The following is a 16,071-nucleotide window of genomic DNA, read 5'->3' as shown; positions in this document are numbered from 1 at the left end:
CACTGAGAAATGAGAGATTGTGGCGAACCAGTCCCGCCCCAAGGTCAAGAAGTCGCGTGCCCTCGGCATCGCGCTGACCCCGAAGGCCGTCAAGTACTTCGAGGCCCGCCCCTACCCGCCGGGTGAGCACGGCCGCGGCCGCAAGCAGAACTCGGACTACAAGGTCCGTCTGCTCGAGAAGCAGCGTCTGCGCGCGCAGTACGACGTGTCCGAGCGCCAGCTCGTCCGCGCCTACGAGCGTGCCTCCAAGGTCCAGGGCAAGACCGGTGAGGCCCTGATCATCGAGCTCGAGCGCCGTCTCGACGCCCTGGTCCTGCGTTCGGGCATCGCCCGCACCATCTACCAGGCCCGTCAGATGGTCGTGCACGGCCACATCGAGGTCAACGGCCAGAAGGTCGACAAGCCCTCCTTCCGCGTCCGTCCCGACGACGTCGTGATGGTCCGCGAGCGCAGCCGCGAGAAGACCCTCTTCTCCATCGCCCGTGAGGGCGGCTTCGCCCCCGAGGGTGAGACCCCGCGCTACCTCCAGGTGAACCTCAAGGCCCTGGCGTTCCGCCTGGACCGTGAGCCGAACCGCAAGGAGATCCCGGTGATCTGCGACGAGCAGCTCGTCGTCGAGTACTACGCCCGCTGATCACCAGCAGGCGGTAGCACCACCTCGGCCCGCCGTCTCCCCGCCCTTGTGGGCGCGGGAGGCGGCGGGTTCGTGCATGTCGGCTGCTCCAGGGCGCGCGACACCGCCGCCTCTCGCACCAGCCGCGCCCCTTGCGCCACACACTCCTCGTACCGCTCGTCCCCGAGCCGCTCCCGTGCCCTCGCCTCGCACAGCTCGTGCGGCGCGTTGTAGTACGCCGAGCCGAACAACGGCAGACCGACCGACGGCCACATCCGGGCCGCCGCGCCCTGCAGCACCGCCGCCTCCGCCGCATCGCCCTGCACCACCGTGACCAGCGCCAGCAGCTCGACCGCCAGCACCGAACCGAGCAGGTCGTGGAAGGAGTGGGCGCCGGCCAGGCAGTCCGTCAGCAGGGTGCGAGCCCTCGCCGGGTCGCCGTCGGCCCAGGCCGCGTACGCCAGGACGTACAGGGCATAGGTGCGCGTCCACCGCTCGCCGTGGTCCTCGCACACCCGGCGGACGTCCTCGCACAGCAGCACCGCATCGGCCAGATCACCCTGGAAGGCGCGCGCCATGGCCAGTTCGACCTGCCCCATCAGCACATTGCTGTTGAGCTCGCCGATCTCCCGGTAACGGTCCAGCGCCGAGCGCAGCAGGCTTTCCGCGCGCGCCATGTCGTCCCTCACCAGGGCCAGGCATCCGCTGCGGTGCTCCGCATACGCCACCGCCGTCGCGTCGCCCGAGCGTTCCGCCTCCTCCCGGCACTCCTGCAGCGCCGCGAGCGCGGCCACGGTGTCGCCCTGCAGGATCGCCACATAGCCGAGCACCCACAGTGCCTTCAGCCGCGACCGCTCATGGCCGGCATCCAGCCGTACGGCCTGCTCCAGCCAGTGCCGCCCCTCCGACAGCCGCCCGCAGCCCGCCCAGTAGAACCACAGCGAGCCCGCGAGGTACTGGCCGAGATACGCCGCCTCCGGCTCGGCCAGGCAGCGCTCCAGCGCGCAGCGCAGATTCGGCAGCTCCGCCTCCACCCGCGCGGCCACCTCGTGCTGGCGCGGCGAGAACCAGTCCAGCTCGCACCAGGTCGCAAGACCCAGGTACCAGTCGCGGTGCCGCCGCCGCAGCCGGGCCGCGTCTCCTGCCGCCTCCAGCCAGTCGGCGCCGTACGCCCGGACCGTGTCCAGCATCCGGTAGCGCACACCCGCCGGCGTCTCCTCACGCACGACCAGCGACTGCGCGAGCAGCTCGGTGAGCACGTCGAGGACGTCGTCGGCCTCCAGGCCGTGCCCGCTGCAGACGTACTCGACGGCTTCCAGCTCGAACCGCCCGGCGAACACCGACAGCCGCGACCACAGCAACCGCTCCTGGGGCGTGCACAGTTCATGACTCCAGCCGATGGCCAGCCGCAGGGTCCGATGGCGGGACGGGGGCGCCCCCGGGGTGGAGCGGAGCCGAGAGCCCGAGGGAGCATCGCGTCCGCCGCCGGTCAGCAGCCGGAAGCGGTCGTCGAGCCGGTCCAGCAGCTGCCCGGGAGACAGGGCCCGCAGCCGGCCCGCGGCAAGCTCCGCGGCGAGCGGGATGCCGTCCAGGCGCCGGCACACCTCCCGTACCTCCGGCCCGTCCGCCACCGCCGTCCCCTGCTCGGCCGCCCGGCTCAGCAACAGCTCGACCGCCTCGTCCTCGCCCAGCGGCGCCAGCGGAAACACCCGCTCACCCGCCACGCCCAGCGGCCTGCGCCCCACGGCGAGGACCCGCAGCCCGGGCAGCTGACCCAGCAACTCGCCCACCAGACCGGCACACGCCTCCACCAGATGCTCGAACCCGTCCAGTACGAGGAGGAGTTGACGCTCGGCGAGATGTGCGAGCAGCGTCTCGCGCGGCAGCCGCGTGGTGTGGTCGGTCAGCCCCAGCGCCTCCACGACGGCGTGGTCCACGAACTCCGGATCGCGCACCGGCGCCAGCTCCACCCGCCACACCCCGTCACACGGCGCACACCGCACCGCCGCCCGCGCCGCCAGCCGTGACTTGCCGACCCCGCCCGCACCCGTCACCGTCACCAGACGAGCCGCACCGAGCACCCCCGCCAGCCCGGCGAGTTCGGCCGAGCGTCCCACGAACGCATCGAGCTCCAGGGGAAGATTGCCGTGCACGGAGCTGCCGCCGAGCTGATGATCCCGCATGGAACACGGAGCGTACTGACCCGTATTCAGTCCGTACAATCGCTTCGCGCAACTCGGCGGAGCGTGGGCGGTAATCCGGTGCGGAGCCCCGTCCCCGGCGCGATAGGCTCGGCCTACGACTTTTCGATGTTCAGGCATGTTCCAGGGAGCGGGTGCACGTGGTGTCCGGTGGAGAGGTGGCCGGGATCCTGGTGGCCGTCTTCTGGGCGATCCTGGTCTCCTTCCTCGCCGTCGCGCTGGCGAGGGTGGCCCAGACGCTCAGGGCGACCACCAAGCTCGTGGCGGACGTGACCGACCAGGCCGTCCCGCTGCTGGCCGACGCCTCCGCGGCGGTGCGCTCCGCACAGACCCAGATCGACCGGGTCGACGCGATCGCCACGGACGTCCAGGAGGTCACGTCGAACGCCTCGGCGCTGTCGACCACCGTCGCCTCCACCTTCGGCGGCCCCCTGGTCAAGGTCGCGGCGTTCGGCTACGGCGTCCGCCGGGCCCTGGGCGCCCGCCGGGACGACGTGCCCGCCAAGGAGTCCAGGCGTACCGTGATCGTGGGCCGGACCGTCCCGGCCGCGCGGCGGGGCAAGCGAAACCTCCGTGGGAAGAGGGACTGAGACCAGCGATGTTCCGCCGTACGTTCTGGTTCACCACGGGCGTCGCCGCCGGTGTGTGGGCCACCACCAAGGTCAACCGCAAGCTGAAGCAGCTGACCCCCGAGAACCTTGCCGCCTCCGCGGCCAACAAGGCGATCGAGGCCGGTCACCGGCTCAAGGACCGCGCGGTCGGCTTCGCGCTCGACGTCCGGGACAACATGGCCCTGCGGGAGGAGGAGCTGGGGGAGGCCCTCGGTATCAACGCGGCCCCCGAACTCCCTGCGCCCCGGCGGTATCCCGCCATCGAGAACCGCAACAGCCCGAAGTACGTCGAGGGCTCGACGTACCAGTCGTACTCGAACAACTCGTACAACCGGAATGAGGACCACTGATGGAGTCGGCCGAGATTCGCCGCCGCTGGCTGAGCTTCTTCGAGGAGCGCGGTCACACCGTCGTCCCTTCGGCGTCGCTCATCGCGGACGACCCGACTCTGCTCCTGGTCCCGGCCGGCATGGTGCCCTTCAAGCCCTACTTCCTGGGTGAGGTCAAGCCGCCCTTCCCGCGCGCCACCAGCGTGCAGAAGTGCGTGCGCACGCCCGACATCGAAGAGGTCGGCAAGACCACCCGGCACGGCACGTTCTTCCAGATGTGCGGCAACTTCTCCTTCGGTGACTACTTCAAGGAAGGCGCCATCAAGTACGCCTGGGAGCTGCTCACCAGCCCCCAGGACAAGGGTGGTTACGGCCTTGAGGCCGACCGTCTGTGGATCACCGTCTACAAGGACGACGACGAGGCCGAGCGCATCTGGCACGAGGTCGTCGGCGTGCCCAAGGAGCGCATCCAGCGCCTGGGCATGAAGGACAACTACTGGTCCATGGGCGTCCCCGGCCCCTGCGGCCCGTGTTCCGAGATCAACTACGACCGCGGCCCCGAGTTCGGCGTCGAGGGCGGCCCCGCCGTCAACGACGAGCGGTACGTGGAGATCTGGAACCTGGTCTTCATGCAGTACGAGCGCGGCGAGGGCATCGGCAAGGACAACTTCGAGATCCTCGGCGAGCTCCCCAGCAAGAACATCGACACGGGCCTGGGCCTCGAGCGACTCGCGATGATTCTGCAGGGCGTGCAGAACATGTACGAGATCGACACCTCCATGGCCGTCATCAACAAGGCCACCGAGCTGACCGGTGTCCGCTACGGCGACGCCCACGACTCGGACGTCTCCCTGCGCGTGGTCACCGACCACATGCGCACGTCCGTCATGCTCATCGGCGACGGCGTGACCCCGGGCAACGAGGGCCGCGGCTACGTCCTGCGCCGCATCATGCGCCGCGCCATCCGCAACATGCGTCTGCTGGGCGCCACCGGCCCGGTCGTGCTCGACCTCATCGACACCGTGATCGGCATGATGGGCCAGCAGTACCCCGAGCTGGTCACCGACCGCGAGCGCATCGAGAAGGTCGCCCTCGCCGAGGAGAACGCCTTCCTCAAGACCCTGAAGGCCGGCACCAACATCCTCGACACCGCCGTCACGGAGACCAAGGCCTCCGGTGGCACGGTCCTCGCCGGCGACAAGGCGTTCCTGCTCCACGACACCTGGGGCTTCCCGATCGACCTCACCCTGGAGATGGCCGCCGAGCAGGGCCTCTCCGTGGACGAGGAGGGCTTCCGCCGCCTGATGAAGGAGCAGCGGGAGCGCGCCAAGGCCGACGCCCAGGCCAAGAAGACCGGCCACGCCGGTGCCGGTGCCTACCGTGAGATCGCGGACAAGACCGGCGAGACCGAGTTCATCGGCTACTCCGACACCGAGGGCGAGTCCACGATCGTCGGCATCCTCGTCGACGGCGCCTCCTCCCCGGCCGCCATCGAGGGCGACGAGGTCGAGATCGTCCTCGACCGCACGCCGTTCTACGCCGAGGGCGGCGGCCAGATCGGCGACACCGGCCGCATCAAGGTCGACACCGGTGCCGTGATCGAGGTCCGCGACTGCCAGAAGCCGGTCCCGGGCGTCTACGTCCACAAGGGCGTCGTCCAGGTCGGAGAGGTCACCGTCGGCGCGAAGGCCCACGCCGCCATCGACGCCCGCCGCCGTACGGCCATCGCCCGTGCCCACTCGGCCACCCACCTCACCCACCAGGCGCTGCGTGACGCGCTGGGCCCGACGGCCGCCCAGGCCGGTTCCGAGAACCAGCCGGGCCGCTTCCGCTTCGACTTCGGCTCCCCGTCGGCCGTTCCCACGGCCGTGATGACCGACGTCGAGCAGAAGATCAACGAGGTCCTCGCCCGTGACCTCGACGTACGCGCAGACATCATGGGCATCGACGAGGCGAAGAAGCAGGGCGCCATCGCCGAGTTCGGCGAGAAGTACGGCGAGCGGGTCCGCGTCGTGACCATCGGCGACTTCTCCAAGGAGCTGTGCGGCGGCACGCACGTCCACAACACCGCCCAGCTGGGCCTGGTCAAGCTGCTCGGCGAGTCCTCGATCGGCTCGGGTGTCCGCCGTATCGAGGCCCTCGTCGGCGTCGACGCCTACAACTTCCTCGCCCGTGAGCACACGGTCGTCGCCCAGCTCCAGGAGCTGATCAAGGGCCGCCCGGAGGAGCTCCCGGAGAAGGTCTCCGCCATGCTCGGCAAGCTCAAGGACGCCGAGAAGGAGATCGAGAAGTTCCGCGCCGAGAAGGTGCTGCAGGCCGCCGCCGGGCTCGTCGAGTCCGCCAAGGACATCCGCGGCATCGCCGTCGTCACCGGCCAGGTCCCCGACGGCACGACCCCCGACGACCTGCGCAAGCTGGTCCTCGACGTACGCGGCCGCATCCAGGGCGGCCGGGCCGCCGTGGTCGCCCTGTTCACGGTCACGGGCGGCAAGCCGCTGACCGTCATCGCCACCAACGAGGCCGCCCGTGAGCGCGGCCTCAAGGCCGGTGACCTGGTCCGCACGGCCGCCAAGACCCTCGGCGGCGGCGGTGGCGGCAAGCCGGACGTCGCCCAGGGCGGCGGCCAGAACCCGGCCGCGATCGGCGAGGCCGTGGACGCCGTCGAGCGGCTGGTCACGGACACCGCGAAGTGACGATGCGCCGAGGCCGCCGGCTCGCGATCGACGTCGGGGACGCCCGTATCGGGGTCGCCTCGTGCGACCCCGACGGGATCCTCGCCACCCCGGTGGAGACGGTCCCCGGCCGGGACCTCCCCGCAGCTCACCGACGGCTCAAGCAACTCGTCGAGGAGTACGAGCCGATCGAGGTCGTCGTCGGTCTCCCTCGCTCCCTCAAGGGGGGCGAGGGGCCCGCCGCTGCAAAGGTTCGCGGCTTCGCACAGGAACTCGCGAAGGGCATCGCCCCCGTCCCGGTCCGGCTCGTGGACGAGCGGATGACCACGGTGACGGCCAGTCAGGGACTGCGCGCCTCGGGCGTGAAGTCGAAGAAGGGCCGCTCGGTCATCGACCAGGCAGCCGCTGTGATCATCCTCCAGCAGGCCCTCGAATCCGAACGGGTGTCAGGTAAAGCACCCGGCGAGGGCGTCGAAGTGGTCATCTGATCGCGATACGGTAACGTTCCGCGCGTCTGCGGCGCTGTTCGAACAGCGGCTGCACAGCAAGAGGCGGGACAGAACCGGCCGAAAGCCGCGTAACCGCCGCCTCGCGGCTCTAGGGGATCGATGACTGAGTATGGCCGGGGCCCAGGCTCCGAACCGTGGCATCCGGAGGACCCGTCATACGGGAACGACGGATGGGGCGGACAGCAGGCCCAGGCGGGCCAGCAGTCCCCCTACGGCGGCCAGCCACAGCACTATCCGGAGCAGCCGCAGCAGCAGCACTACGGTGACTGGGGCCACGGCGAACAGTCCGCATACGGTCAGGCGCAGCAGTACTCCCAGCAGCAGTACCAGGGCTACGACCAGCAGTACTACGCAGGCCAGGGCCAGCAGCAGTCGTATGACCAGGGCAGCTGGGGCACCGGCACGCACACGCACGTCCAGTACACGGATCCCTCGGACCCGTATGCCCAGCAGGCCGCCGCGTACGGCGGCGAGCAGCACGACTACTACGGCACGCCCGACGCGTACCCGCCGCCCGAGCCGCCCAGCCGCAGGCAGGCCGAGCCCGAACCGCAGACCGACTGGGATCCTGGCCCTGACCAGGGAGAACACGCCTTCTTCGCCGGTGGCGAGGACGACGAGGACGAGGACGACGACCCGCGCGCCGGCCGTAAGGCCCGCGGCGGCAAGAAGCCGAAGAAGCGCCGGAGCGGCTGTGCCTGCCTCGTGCTCGTCGTGATCTTCGCCGGAGGCACCGCCGGGGTCGGCTACTTCGGCTACCACTTCTACAAGGATCGTTTCGGCCCGTCGCCCGACTATGCGGGCGACGGAAACGGCCAGAAGGTCATGGTCACCATCCCCAAGGGCGCGGGCGGCTATGTGATCGGGCAGAAGCTCAAGGACGCAGGAGTCGTCGAGAGTGTCGACGCGTTCGTCTCCGCGCAGCAGTCGAACCCCGACGGCAAGAAGATCCAGGACGGCGTCTACACGCTGGAGAAGCACATGTCGGCCGCGAGCGCGGTCGAACTGATGCTCAGCCCGAAGAGCCGCAGCAACCTGGTCCTCGCCGAGGGCTGGCGCAACGCGTATATCTACAAGCTGATCGACGCGCGTCTAGGGGTGGCGGCGGGCACCACGGCCAAGGTCGCGAAGCAGGACTACAAGAACCTCGGCCTGCCCTCCTGGGCGCTGAACCACCCGAACGTGAAGGATCCGCTGGAAGGATTCCTCTACCCCTCCAGCTACGCGGTCAGCAAGGGCCAGAAGCCCGAGGACGTCCTGAAGGACATGGTCACGCGGGCCAACGACAAGTACGAGGAACTCGGCCTCACGAAGAAGGCGAAGAGCCTCGGCCTCGACGGCCCCTGGCAGCTGCTCACCGTGGCGAGCCTGGCGCAGGCCGAGGGCACCAGCCACGACGACTTCCGCAAGATGGCCGAGGTCGTCTACAACCGCCTCAAGCCCGGGAACCCCGAGACCTACGGCTCGCTCGAGTTCGACTCCACGTACAACTACATCAAGAACCAGAGCAAGATCGACCTGAGCATCGCCGAGCTGCGGAAGTACAACAACCCGTACAACACGTACTACATCAAGGGTCTGCCGCCCGGCCCGATCGACAACCCCGGCGAGCTGGCCCTCAAGGGGGCGCTCGACCCGACGCACGACGGCTGGTACTACTTCATCTCGTTGGACGGCAGGACCAGCAAGTTCACCAAGACGCTCGCCGAGCACAACAAGCTGGTCGACGAATTCAATGCGTCGAGGAAAAAGAACTGATGACTGCGACCCGAAGGGCGGCCGTGCTCGGCTCGCCCATCGCCCACTCCCTGTCCCCGCAACTGCACAACGCGGGGTACCGGGCGCTCGGCCTGGACGGCTGGTCGTACGAAAGGTTCGAGATCGACGAGGCCGCGCTGCCCGGGTTCTTCGAGCAGCTCGGCCCGGAGTGGGCAGGGCTGTCGCTGACGATGCCGCTGAAGCGGGCGGTGATCCCGCTGCTCGACGAGATCACCGACACGGCGGCCTCGGTGGAGGCGGTCAACACCGTGGTGTTCCGTCCCGACGGGCGGAAGGTCGGCGACAACACCGACATCCCCGGCCTGGTGGCTGCGCTGCACGAGCGGGGCGTGGAGAAGGCCGAGTCGGCGGCGATCCTGGGTGCGGGCGCCACCGCTTCCTCGGCCCTGGCCGCGCTGGCCCGCATCTGCTCCGGCGAGGTCACGGTGTACGTGCGCAGCGAGCGGCGCGCGGACGAGATGCGGCAGTGGGGCGAGCGGCTCGGCGTGCAGGTGCGCCCGGCCGACTGGTCGGAAGCGGTACGGGCCTTCGAGGCGCCGCTGGTGATCTCCACGACCCCGGCGGGCGGCACCGACGCGCTGGCCGGGCAGCTGCCCGCACAGGTCGGCACCCTCTTCGACGTGCTCTACGAACCCTGGCCCACTCCCCTCGCCGCAGCCTGGCAGCAGCGAGGCGGGCAGGTGCTCAGCGGCCTCGACCTGCTGGTGCACCAGGCGGTCTTCCAGTTCCGCCAGTTCACCGGCGATCCGCGCTCCCCGCTCGCCGCCATGCGCGAAGCCGCCCAGCTGGGCTGATCTGTCCGTTTGTCGGACTCGGATCGGACCCGTCGCCCGGACGTGGGAGGATCGGGGGTGGCGGGCCAGGGCCGCGCACCTGGTCGCGCCGTCGCCGTACGCGAGGACGCGCGTATGCAGGGCAGTACCAGGGCGCGAGCACTGAGGAGCACCGTTGAGCAGGTTGCGCTGGCTGACCGCGGGGGAGTCCCACGGTCCCGCACTCGTGGCGACGCTGGAGGGTCTTCCCGCCGGTGTGCCGATCACCACGGAGATGGTGGCGGACCACCTGGCCCGGCGCCGGCTCGGTTATGGACGCGGTGCGCGCATGAAGTTCGAGCAGGACCAGGTGACCTTCCTCGGCGGCGTCCGGCACGGCCTCACGCTCGGTTCGCCGGTTGCGGTCATGGTGGGCAACACGGAGTGGCCGAAGTGGGAGCAGGTCATGGCGGCCGATCCGGTGGATCCGGAGATCCTGGCGGGGCTGGCCCGCAATGCCCCGCTGACCCGTCCGCGTCCCGGTCATGCGGATCTGGCGGGCATGCAGAAGTACGGCTTCGACGAGGCCCGGCCGGTCCTGGAGCGCGCCTCGGCGCGGGAGACGGCGGCCCGGGTGGCGCTGGGTGCGGTGGCGCGGTCGTACCTGAAGGAGACGGCGGGCATCGAGATCGTCAGCCATGTCGTCGAGCTGTGCTCGGTGAAGGCTCCGCAGGGCGTGTACCCGACGCCGGCCGATGTGGAGAGGCTGGACGCGGATCCGCTGCGCTGCCTGGACGCGGATGCGTCGAAGGCGATGGTGGCGGAGGTGGACCAGGCGCACAAGGACGGCGACACCCTGGGCGGTGTGGTGGAGATCCTGGCCTACGGGGTGCCGGTGGGCCTGGGCTCGCATGTGCACTGGGACCGCAAGCTGGACGCCCGCCTTGCCGGGGCCCTCATGGGCATCCAGGCGATCAAGGGTGTGGAGATCGGTGACGGGTTCGAGCTGGCCCGGGTGCCGGGCTCGAAGGCGCACGACGAGATCGTGAACACGCCGGAGGGCATCCGGCGCACGTCCGGCCGCTCGGGTGGCACCGAGGGCGGCCTGAGTACCGGTGAGCTGCTGCGGGTGCGTGCGGCGATGAAGCCGATCGCGACCGTGCCGCGGGCGCTGCAGACCGTGGACGTGACGACCGGTGAGGCGACGCAGGCCCACCACCAGCGCTCCGACGTCTCCGCGGTGCCGGCCGCGGGCATTGTCGCCGAGGCGATGGTTGCGCTGGTGCTGGCGGATGCGGTGGCGGAGAAGTTCGGCGGCGACTCGGTCACCGAGACCCGCCGCAATGTGCAGTCCTACCTCGACCACCTGGCCATCCGATGACCGCTCCCGAGGTGGTGCTGGTCGGTCCGATGGGCGTGGGCAAGTCCACCGTCGGCAGGTTGCTGGCCGAGCGGCTCGGGGTCGGCTACCGGGACACCGACGACGACATCGTGGCGGCCGAGGGCCGCACGATCGCGGAGATCTTCGTCGACGAGGGCGAGCCGGTGTTCCGGGCGATCGAGAAGGCCGCCGTGCACAAGGCGCTGGCCGAGCACGACGGCGTTCTCGCCCTGGGCGGCGGCTCCATCCTGGACGCCGACACGCGGGCGCTGCTGGCCGGACAGCGGGTCGTCTACCTCTCGATGGACGTCGAGGAGGCCGTCAAGCGCACCGGGCTGAACGCGGCCCGTCCGCTGCTCGCCGTCAACCCGCGCAAGCAGTGGCGCGAACTGATGGAGGCCCGCCGGTCGCTGTACGAGGAGGTGGCCACGGCGGTCGTTGCCACCGACGGCCGTACCCCCGAAGATGTCACCCAAGTCGCCCTGGACGCACTGGAGTTGAAGGAAGCATGAGCGAGGCAGTCACCCGGATCCAGGTCGGCGGGAGCGCGGGCACCGACCCGTACGAGGTCCTGGTGGGGCGTCAGCTGCTGGGCGAGCTGGGCGGGTTGATCGGCGACAGGGCCAAGCGGGTCGCCGTCGTCCACCCCGAGGCGCTCGCCGAGACCGGTGACGCGCTCCGCGCCGACCTGGCCGGGCAGGGCTTCGAGGCCGTCGCCATCCAGGTGCCGAACGCGGAGGAGGCCAAGACCGCCGAGGTCGCCGCCTACTGCTGGAAGGCGCTCGGCCAGTCCGGGTTCACCCGCACCGACGTCATCGTGGGCGTCGGCGGCGGCGCCACCACCGACCTCGCCGGGTTCGTGGCCGCCACCTGGCTGCGCGGGGTGCGCTGGATCGCGATCCCGACCACCGTGCTGGCCATGGTGGACGCCGCGGTCGGCGGCAAGACCGGCATCAACACCGCCGAGGGCAAGAATCTCGTCGGCGCCTTCCACCCGCCCGCCGGTGTGCTCTGCGACCTGGCGGCTCTGGACTCCCTGCCGGTCAACGACTACGTCTCCGGGCTCGCCGAGATCATCAAGGCCGGCTTCATCGCCGACCCGGCCATCCTGGAGCTGATCGAGGCCGATCCGCAGGCCGCTCGCACCCCGGCCGGCCCGCACACCGCCGAGCTCATCGAGCGCTCCATCAGGGTCAAGGCCGAGGTCGTCTCGTCCGACCTGAAGGAGGCGGGCCTCAGGGAGATCCTCAACTACGGGCACACCCTGGGCCACGCCATCGAGAAGAACGAGCGCTACAAGTGGCGGCACGGCGCCGCGGTCTCGGTCGGCATGCACTTCGCCGCCGAACTCGGCCGCCTGGCAGGGCGGTTGGACGACGCCACCGCCGACCGGCACCGCACGATCCTCGAATCCGTCGGCCTCCCCCTCCACTACCGCTACGACCAGTGGCCCAAGCTGCTGGAGACGATGAAGGTCGACAAGAAGTCCCGCGGCGACCTGCTGCGCTTCATCGTCCTGGACGGCCTGGCCAAGCCGACCGTCCTGGAGAGCCCCGACCCCGCCGTCCTGCTGGCCGCGTACGGCGAAGTGGGCGAGTAAGTCCACCGGAGCGTCATCCGTCCGATTCGCCTTACGGACATGGGCACTTCGGGCCGCCCCCGGCCGTTCACCAAACGGCGGCCGGGGCAGGTACCGTTCGGTAGGGAGCGGGCCCAGGGCTCCGCTGCCAGCGCCAATTGCCTGCGGCGAGTGAGCCGAAGGGGTGCGCCGGTGTCGAGAGGTCCAGCGCGCGGAGGCCCGATGGGCTGAGCACGGTTCGGGATCTCGAGACCGGCTGCAGCGCCCCGGAGGTGGACCGAGCCCAAAAGAACGAGACGGAGTGGCACCGGATGCAGCACGCAGTGGGTTCTCCGCTGCCGCCGCCCCAACAGCCGGGGCACGGACCGGCCGGAGGCTGGTCGCCGGCCGCACAGCAACCGGGCCCGCACCAGGCGGGTCCGCACCAGGGCTCCGTCCCGGTGCCCCCGCCGCCCCCGGCACCGGGCTACCCGCAGGCGCCCTCGCCCCCGGTCCCGCCCGCACCGCAGCACGCCCCGGCACCTCCGGCCCCGGACACCACCGGCCACGTCCCGCTGCCCCCCGGCGGCCCCGTCGCGATGCCCAGCGCGCCGCCCGCCACCAGTGCGCCCGACCCCACCGCCACGACCCTCGCAGTGCTGCTCATCGGCCCCGCGGGCGCCGGAAAGACGAGCGTCGCCAAGTACTGGGCGGACCACCGCCGGGTCCCCACCGCCCACATCAGTCTCGACGACGTACGCGAATGGGTCCGCTCCGGCTTCGCCGACCCGCAGTCCGGGTGGAACGACCACTCGGAGGCGCAGTACCGCCTGGCCCGCCGCACCTGCGGCTTCGCCGCCCGGAACTTCCTGGCCAACGGCATCTCCTGCATCCTCGACGACGCCGTCTTCCCCGACCGCCCGGTCGTCGGCCTCGGCGGCTGGAAGCGCCACGTGGGCCCCGGCCTCCTCCCGGTCGTCCTCCTCCCCGGCCTGGAGATCGTCCTGGAGCGCAACGCGGAACGCTCCGGCAACCGCCGCCTCACCGACGAGGAGGTCGCCCGCATCCACGGCCGCATGGCGGGCTGGTACGGCTCGGGCCTCCCGATCATCGACAACTCCCAGTTGGACGTCCCCCAGACGGCGAGGGTCCTGGACGACGTACTGGCACGGTCCATCGCGAGCCCCCCGAACTGGTAGCCACAGGGGCCTGCACGGCTTATGCAGGGGAGCGGGGCGAAGCCGCCCTCCCGCCTCTCGTCCCCCGAACGACACCCCAACCGGCACAATTCCCCCACCGCTCCTACGCTCATCTCATGTCAGAGGTGTACGCACTCCGCCGAGCAAGGCTGCGAGACCGCTGCAAGGCCGGCGGCAGCCAGGCCGCGCTGATCTCGCGGCCCGCCAATGTCCGCTACCTCGCGGGCACCGCCCCGCGGGGCGCCGTCCTGCTCCTGGGCAAGACCCACGACCTGCTGCTCTGCGCCGGTCCACCGGACGACCGGCCCGCCGAGGGCCGACCGGACGAGGCGCTGCGCGTGCAGACCCTGCCGGGCACCGCGGGCGATCCCGCGGTGGCCGCCGCCGACCTCGCCGAGGCCCAGCGCGCCGACACCCTCGCCGTGGAGGAACACCACCTCACGGTGGCCCGGCACCGCGAGATCCGCTCGGTCGTCCCGCGCCTTCGCCTGACCGATCTCGGCGGAGCCGTCGAGCAGCTCAGGGTCGTCAAGGACGAGGAGGAGATCTCCTGCCTCCGCATCGGCGCCGAGATCGCCGATCAGGCCCTCGGCGAACTCCTGGAGTCCATCCTCGTCGGCCGCACGGAACGGCATCTCGCCCTGGAGCTGGAGCGGCGACTCGTCGACCACGGCGCCGACGGCCCCGCCTTCCCGACCTCCGTCGCCACCGGCCCCAACGCCGGCAGACCCGCCCACCGGCCCACCGACCGCCGTGTCGAGGAGGGCGACTTCCTCTCGGTCTGTCTGGGCGCCGCCTACCGCGGCTACCGCTGCGAGATCGGCCGCACCTTCGTCATCGGCACGTCTCCCGCGGACTGGCAGATCGAGCTGTACGACCTCGTCTTCGCTGCCCAGCGCGCCGGACGGGAGTCGCTGGTGCCCGGTGCGGCCTGCCGGGACGTGGACCGCGCCGCACGTCAGGTGCTGGATTCCGCGGGGTACGCGCAGGGGCTCCCGGCCCTGACGGGGCACGGCGTGGGGCTCGAAATCGACGAGGACCCGCAGCTCGCCCCTGCGGCCATGGGTAAACTGGACGCTTGCGTGCCGGTCACCGTCGAACCGGGGGTCCACCTCCCGGGCCGGGGCGGCGTCCGGATCGATGACACGCTCGTCGTCCGCCCCGAGGCGGACGGCGGACCCGAGCTACTCACCATCACGACCAAGGAGCTGCTCGCACTCTAGGAAGGTGCGCGCGCCGGGGTCGTCCACGTCAGTCCAGGAGATTCCGCAACCGTGGCTTCCACGAACGACCTCAAGAACGGCCTGGTGCTCAAGCTCGAAGGCGGCCAGCTGTGGTCCGTCGTCGAGTTCCAGCACGTCAAGCCCGGCAAGGGCCCGGCCTTCGTGCGCACCAAGCTGAAGAACGTGCTCTCCGGCAAGGTCGTCGACAAGACGTTCAACGCCGGCGTCAAGGTCGAGACGGCCACTGTCGACAAGCGCGACATGCAGTTCTCGTACATGGACGGCGAGTACTTCGTCTTCATGGACATGGAGACCTACGACCAGCTCATGGTCGACCGCAAGGCTGTCGGCGACGCCGCCAACTTCCTCGTCGAGGGCTTCACGGCCACCGTCGCGCAGCACGAGGGCGAGGTGCTCTTCGTCGAGCTCCCGGCCGCCGTCGAGCTCGTCGTCCAGGAGACCGAGCCGGGCCTGCAGGGCGACCGCTCCACCGGCGGCACCAAGCCCGCCACGCTGGAGACCGGCCACCAGATCCAGGTCCCGCTCTTCATCACCACCGGTGAGAAGATCAAGGTCGACACCCGTACGAGCGACTACCTCGGCCGGGTGAACAGCTAACCGTGGCTGCCCGCAACACGGCCCGCAAGCGCGCCTTCCAGATCCTCTTCGAGGGCGACCAGCGCGGCGCCGACGTCCTGACGGTCCTCGCGGACTGGATCCGGCTGTCCCGGGACGACACCCGGCAGCCGCCGGTCAGCGAGTACACGATGCAGCTGGTCGAGGGCTACGCGAAGCACGCGAAGCGCATCGACGAACTGATCGCGCAGTACTCGGTCGGCTGGACGCTCGACCGGATGCCGGTGGTGGACCGCAACGTCCTGCGCCTCGGCGCCTACGAGCTGATCTGGGCCGACGAGATCCCGGACGCCGTCGTGCTGGACGAGATGGTGCAGCTGGCTAAGGAGTTCTCCACGGACGAGTCGCCCGCGTTCGTCAACGGCCTGCTGGGCCGGCTCAAGGAGCTGAAGCCCTCACTGCGCCGGGACGAGGCGTAAGAGGCAGGCATCGCCAGGGGGCCCGCAGCGTGACTGTTGCGGGCCCCCTGGCGTTCCCGTACCCGCGTGGTCCTCGGAGGCCGCAGAAAGCCGCCGGGGTGGGCGGTACCCTTTGGGTGCGGCCCCCCCCGCGGCCCCGTTGTTGTCCGGGGCCGCCAAGGGGCTGGGTCCCCCGGAGAACCGGTCGTG

At 70.6% G+C, this 16,071-nt stretch carries 15 protein-coding genes; 14 read left to right on the top strand and 1 reads right to left on the bottom strand.

What is annotated here, in order from left to right:
- Positions 1-19: 19 nt before the first annotated feature.
- Positions 20-634 (top strand): 30S ribosomal protein S4, encoded by a 615-nt coding sequence (rpsD, locus tag ACFY1E_RS13690; RefSeq protein WP_015661793.1) that lies wholly within the window; start codon positions 20-22, stop codon positions 632-634.
- On the opposite strand, the gene ACFY1E_RS13685 is transcribed toward rpsD, so the two are convergent.
- On the bottom strand, positions 622-2,796 hold the full coding sequence (locus ACFY1E_RS13685; protein WP_389075148.1) for an ATP-binding protein: 2,175 nt from the start codon (positions 2,794-2,796) through the stop codon (positions 622-624). The two genes, rpsD and ACFY1E_RS13685, sit on opposite strands and share 13 nt — an antisense overlap.
- Before the next feature lie 161 nt (positions 2,797-2,957).
- On the opposite strand from ACFY1E_RS13685, the gene ACFY1E_RS13680 reads away from it, so the two are divergent.
- From ACFY1E_RS13680 to nusB, 13 genes are all read left to right on the top strand, one after another.
- A complete protein-coding gene (locus ACFY1E_RS13680) occupies positions 2,958-3,404 on the top strand; it encodes a DUF948 domain-containing protein (RefSeq protein WP_365844413.1) in 447 nt (148 codons plus the stop codon).
- A gap of 8 nt (positions 3,405-3,412) precedes the next feature.
- Positions 3,413-3,775 carry a hypothetical protein gene (locus ACFY1E_RS13675; protein ID WP_389075145.1) on the top strand — a complete coding sequence of 121 codons (363 nt, stop codon included), beginning with the start codon at positions 3,413-3,415 and terminating at the stop codon, positions 3,773-3,775.
- A complete protein-coding gene (alaS, locus tag ACFY1E_RS13670; RefSeq protein WP_389075143.1) occupies positions 3,775-6,447 on the top strand; it encodes an alanine--tRNA ligase in 2,673 nt (890 codons plus the stop codon). Before ACFY1E_RS13675 ends, alaS begins: the two co-directional genes overlap by 1 nt.
- Before the next feature lie 2 nt (positions 6,448-6,449).
- Positions 6,450-6,914, top strand: coding sequence for a Holliday junction resolvase RuvX (gene ruvX, locus ACFY1E_RS13665; protein WP_351466901.1), 465 nt, complete (start codon positions 6,450-6,452; stop codon positions 6,912-6,914).
- Between the two features lie 120 nt (positions 6,915-7,034).
- Positions 7,035-8,693 carry an endolytic transglycosylase MltG gene (gene mltG, locus ACFY1E_RS13660; RefSeq protein WP_389075140.1) on the top strand — a complete coding sequence of 553 codons (1,659 nt, stop codon included), beginning with the start codon at positions 7,035-7,037 and terminating at the stop codon, positions 8,691-8,693.
- Complete coding sequence (locus ACFY1E_RS13655) at positions 8,693-9,508, top strand: shikimate dehydrogenase (RefSeq protein WP_389075138.1); 816 nt, start codon at positions 8,693-8,695, stop codon at positions 9,506-9,508. Before mltG ends, ACFY1E_RS13655 begins: the two co-directional genes overlap by 1 nt.
- 154 nt (positions 9,509-9,662) lie before the next feature.
- Positions 9,663-10,847 (top strand): chorismate synthase, encoded by a 1,185-nt coding sequence (aroC, locus tag ACFY1E_RS13650; protein ID WP_389075135.1) that lies wholly within the window; start codon positions 9,663-9,665, stop codon positions 10,845-10,847.
- Complete coding sequence (locus ACFY1E_RS13645; protein ID WP_389075133.1) at positions 10,844-11,359, top strand: shikimate kinase; 516 nt, start codon at positions 10,844-10,846, stop codon at positions 11,357-11,359. Before aroC ends, ACFY1E_RS13645 begins: the two co-directional genes overlap by 4 nt.
- Positions 11,356-12,447, top strand: a complete 1,092-nt coding sequence (gene aroB / locus ACFY1E_RS13640; RefSeq protein WP_389075130.1) for a 3-dehydroquinate synthase — start codon at positions 11,356-11,358, stop codon at positions 12,445-12,447. The genes ACFY1E_RS13645 and aroB overlap by 4 nt, the downstream gene beginning before the upstream one ends.
- Before the next feature lie 290 nt (positions 12,448-12,737).
- Positions 12,738-13,604, top strand: a complete 867-nt coding sequence (locus ACFY1E_RS13635) for a Pro-rich N-terminal domain-containing protein (RefSeq protein WP_389075128.1) — start codon at positions 12,738-12,740, stop codon at positions 13,602-13,604.
- A gap of 116 nt (positions 13,605-13,720) precedes the next feature.
- Positions 13,721-14,827 carry an aminopeptidase P family protein gene (locus ACFY1E_RS13630; RefSeq protein WP_389075125.1) on the top strand — a complete coding sequence of 369 codons (1,107 nt, stop codon included), beginning with the start codon at positions 13,721-13,723 and terminating at the stop codon, positions 14,825-14,827.
- A 51-nt stretch (positions 14,828-14,878) separates the two neighbouring features.
- Positions 14,879-15,445, top strand: coding sequence for an elongation factor P (efp, locus tag ACFY1E_RS13625; protein ID WP_208781694.1), 567 nt, complete (start codon positions 14,879-14,881; stop codon positions 15,443-15,445).
- 2 nt (positions 15,446-15,447) lie between these two features.
- Positions 15,448-15,882, top strand: a complete 435-nt coding sequence (nusB, locus tag ACFY1E_RS13620) for a transcription antitermination factor NusB (RefSeq protein ID WP_030946863.1) — start codon at positions 15,448-15,450, stop codon at positions 15,880-15,882.
- The last annotated feature ends 189 nt before the right edge of the window (positions 15,883-16,071 follow it).

Source organism: Streptomyces sp. NPDC001604 (genome assembly GCF_042893475.1).
GTDB lineage: Bacteria > Actinomycetota > Actinomycetes > Streptomycetales > Streptomycetaceae > Streptomyces.
This window is presented reverse-complemented; position numbering and strand designations above follow the sequence as displayed.

Bases quoted from the DNA above. Each gene is read 5' to 3' on its own strand.
- ACFY1E_RS13685 (WP_389075148.1), bottom strand. From the start codon at position 2,796: ATGCGGGATCATCAGCTCGGCGGCAGCTCCGTGCACGGCAATCTTCCC.
- ACFY1E_RS13675 (WP_389075145.1), top strand. From the start codon at position 3,413: ATGTTCCGCCGTACGTTCTGGTTCACCACGGGCGTCGCCGCCGGTGTG.
- ACFY1E_RS13630 (WP_389075125.1), top strand. From the start codon at position 13,721: ATGTCAGAGGTGTACGCACTCCGCCGAGCAAGGCTGCGAGACCGCTGC.
- alaS (WP_389075143.1), top strand. From the start codon at position 3,775: ATGGAGTCGGCCGAGATTCGCCGCCGCTGGCTGAGCTTCTTCGAGGAG.
- aroB (WP_389075130.1), top strand. From the start codon at position 11,356: ATGAGCGAGGCAGTCACCCGGATCCAGGTCGGCGGGAGCGCGGGCACC.
- ACFY1E_RS13655 (WP_389075138.1), top strand. From the start codon at position 8,693: ATGACTGCGACCCGAAGGGCGGCCGTGCTCGGCTCGCCCATCGCCCAC.
- ACFY1E_RS13635 (WP_389075128.1), top strand. From the start codon at position 12,738: ATGCAGCACGCAGTGGGTTCTCCGCTGCCGCCGCCCCAACAGCCGGGG.
- mltG (WP_389075140.1), top strand. From the start codon at position 7,035: ATGACTGAGTATGGCCGGGGCCCAGGCTCCGAACCGTGGCATCCGGAG.
- ACFY1E_RS13645 (WP_389075133.1), top strand. From the start codon at position 10,844: ATGACCGCTCCCGAGGTGGTGCTGGTCGGTCCGATGGGCGTGGGCAAG.
- ruvX (WP_351466901.1), top strand. From the start codon at position 6,450: ATGCGCCGAGGCCGCCGGCTCGCGATCGACGTCGGGGACGCCCGTATC.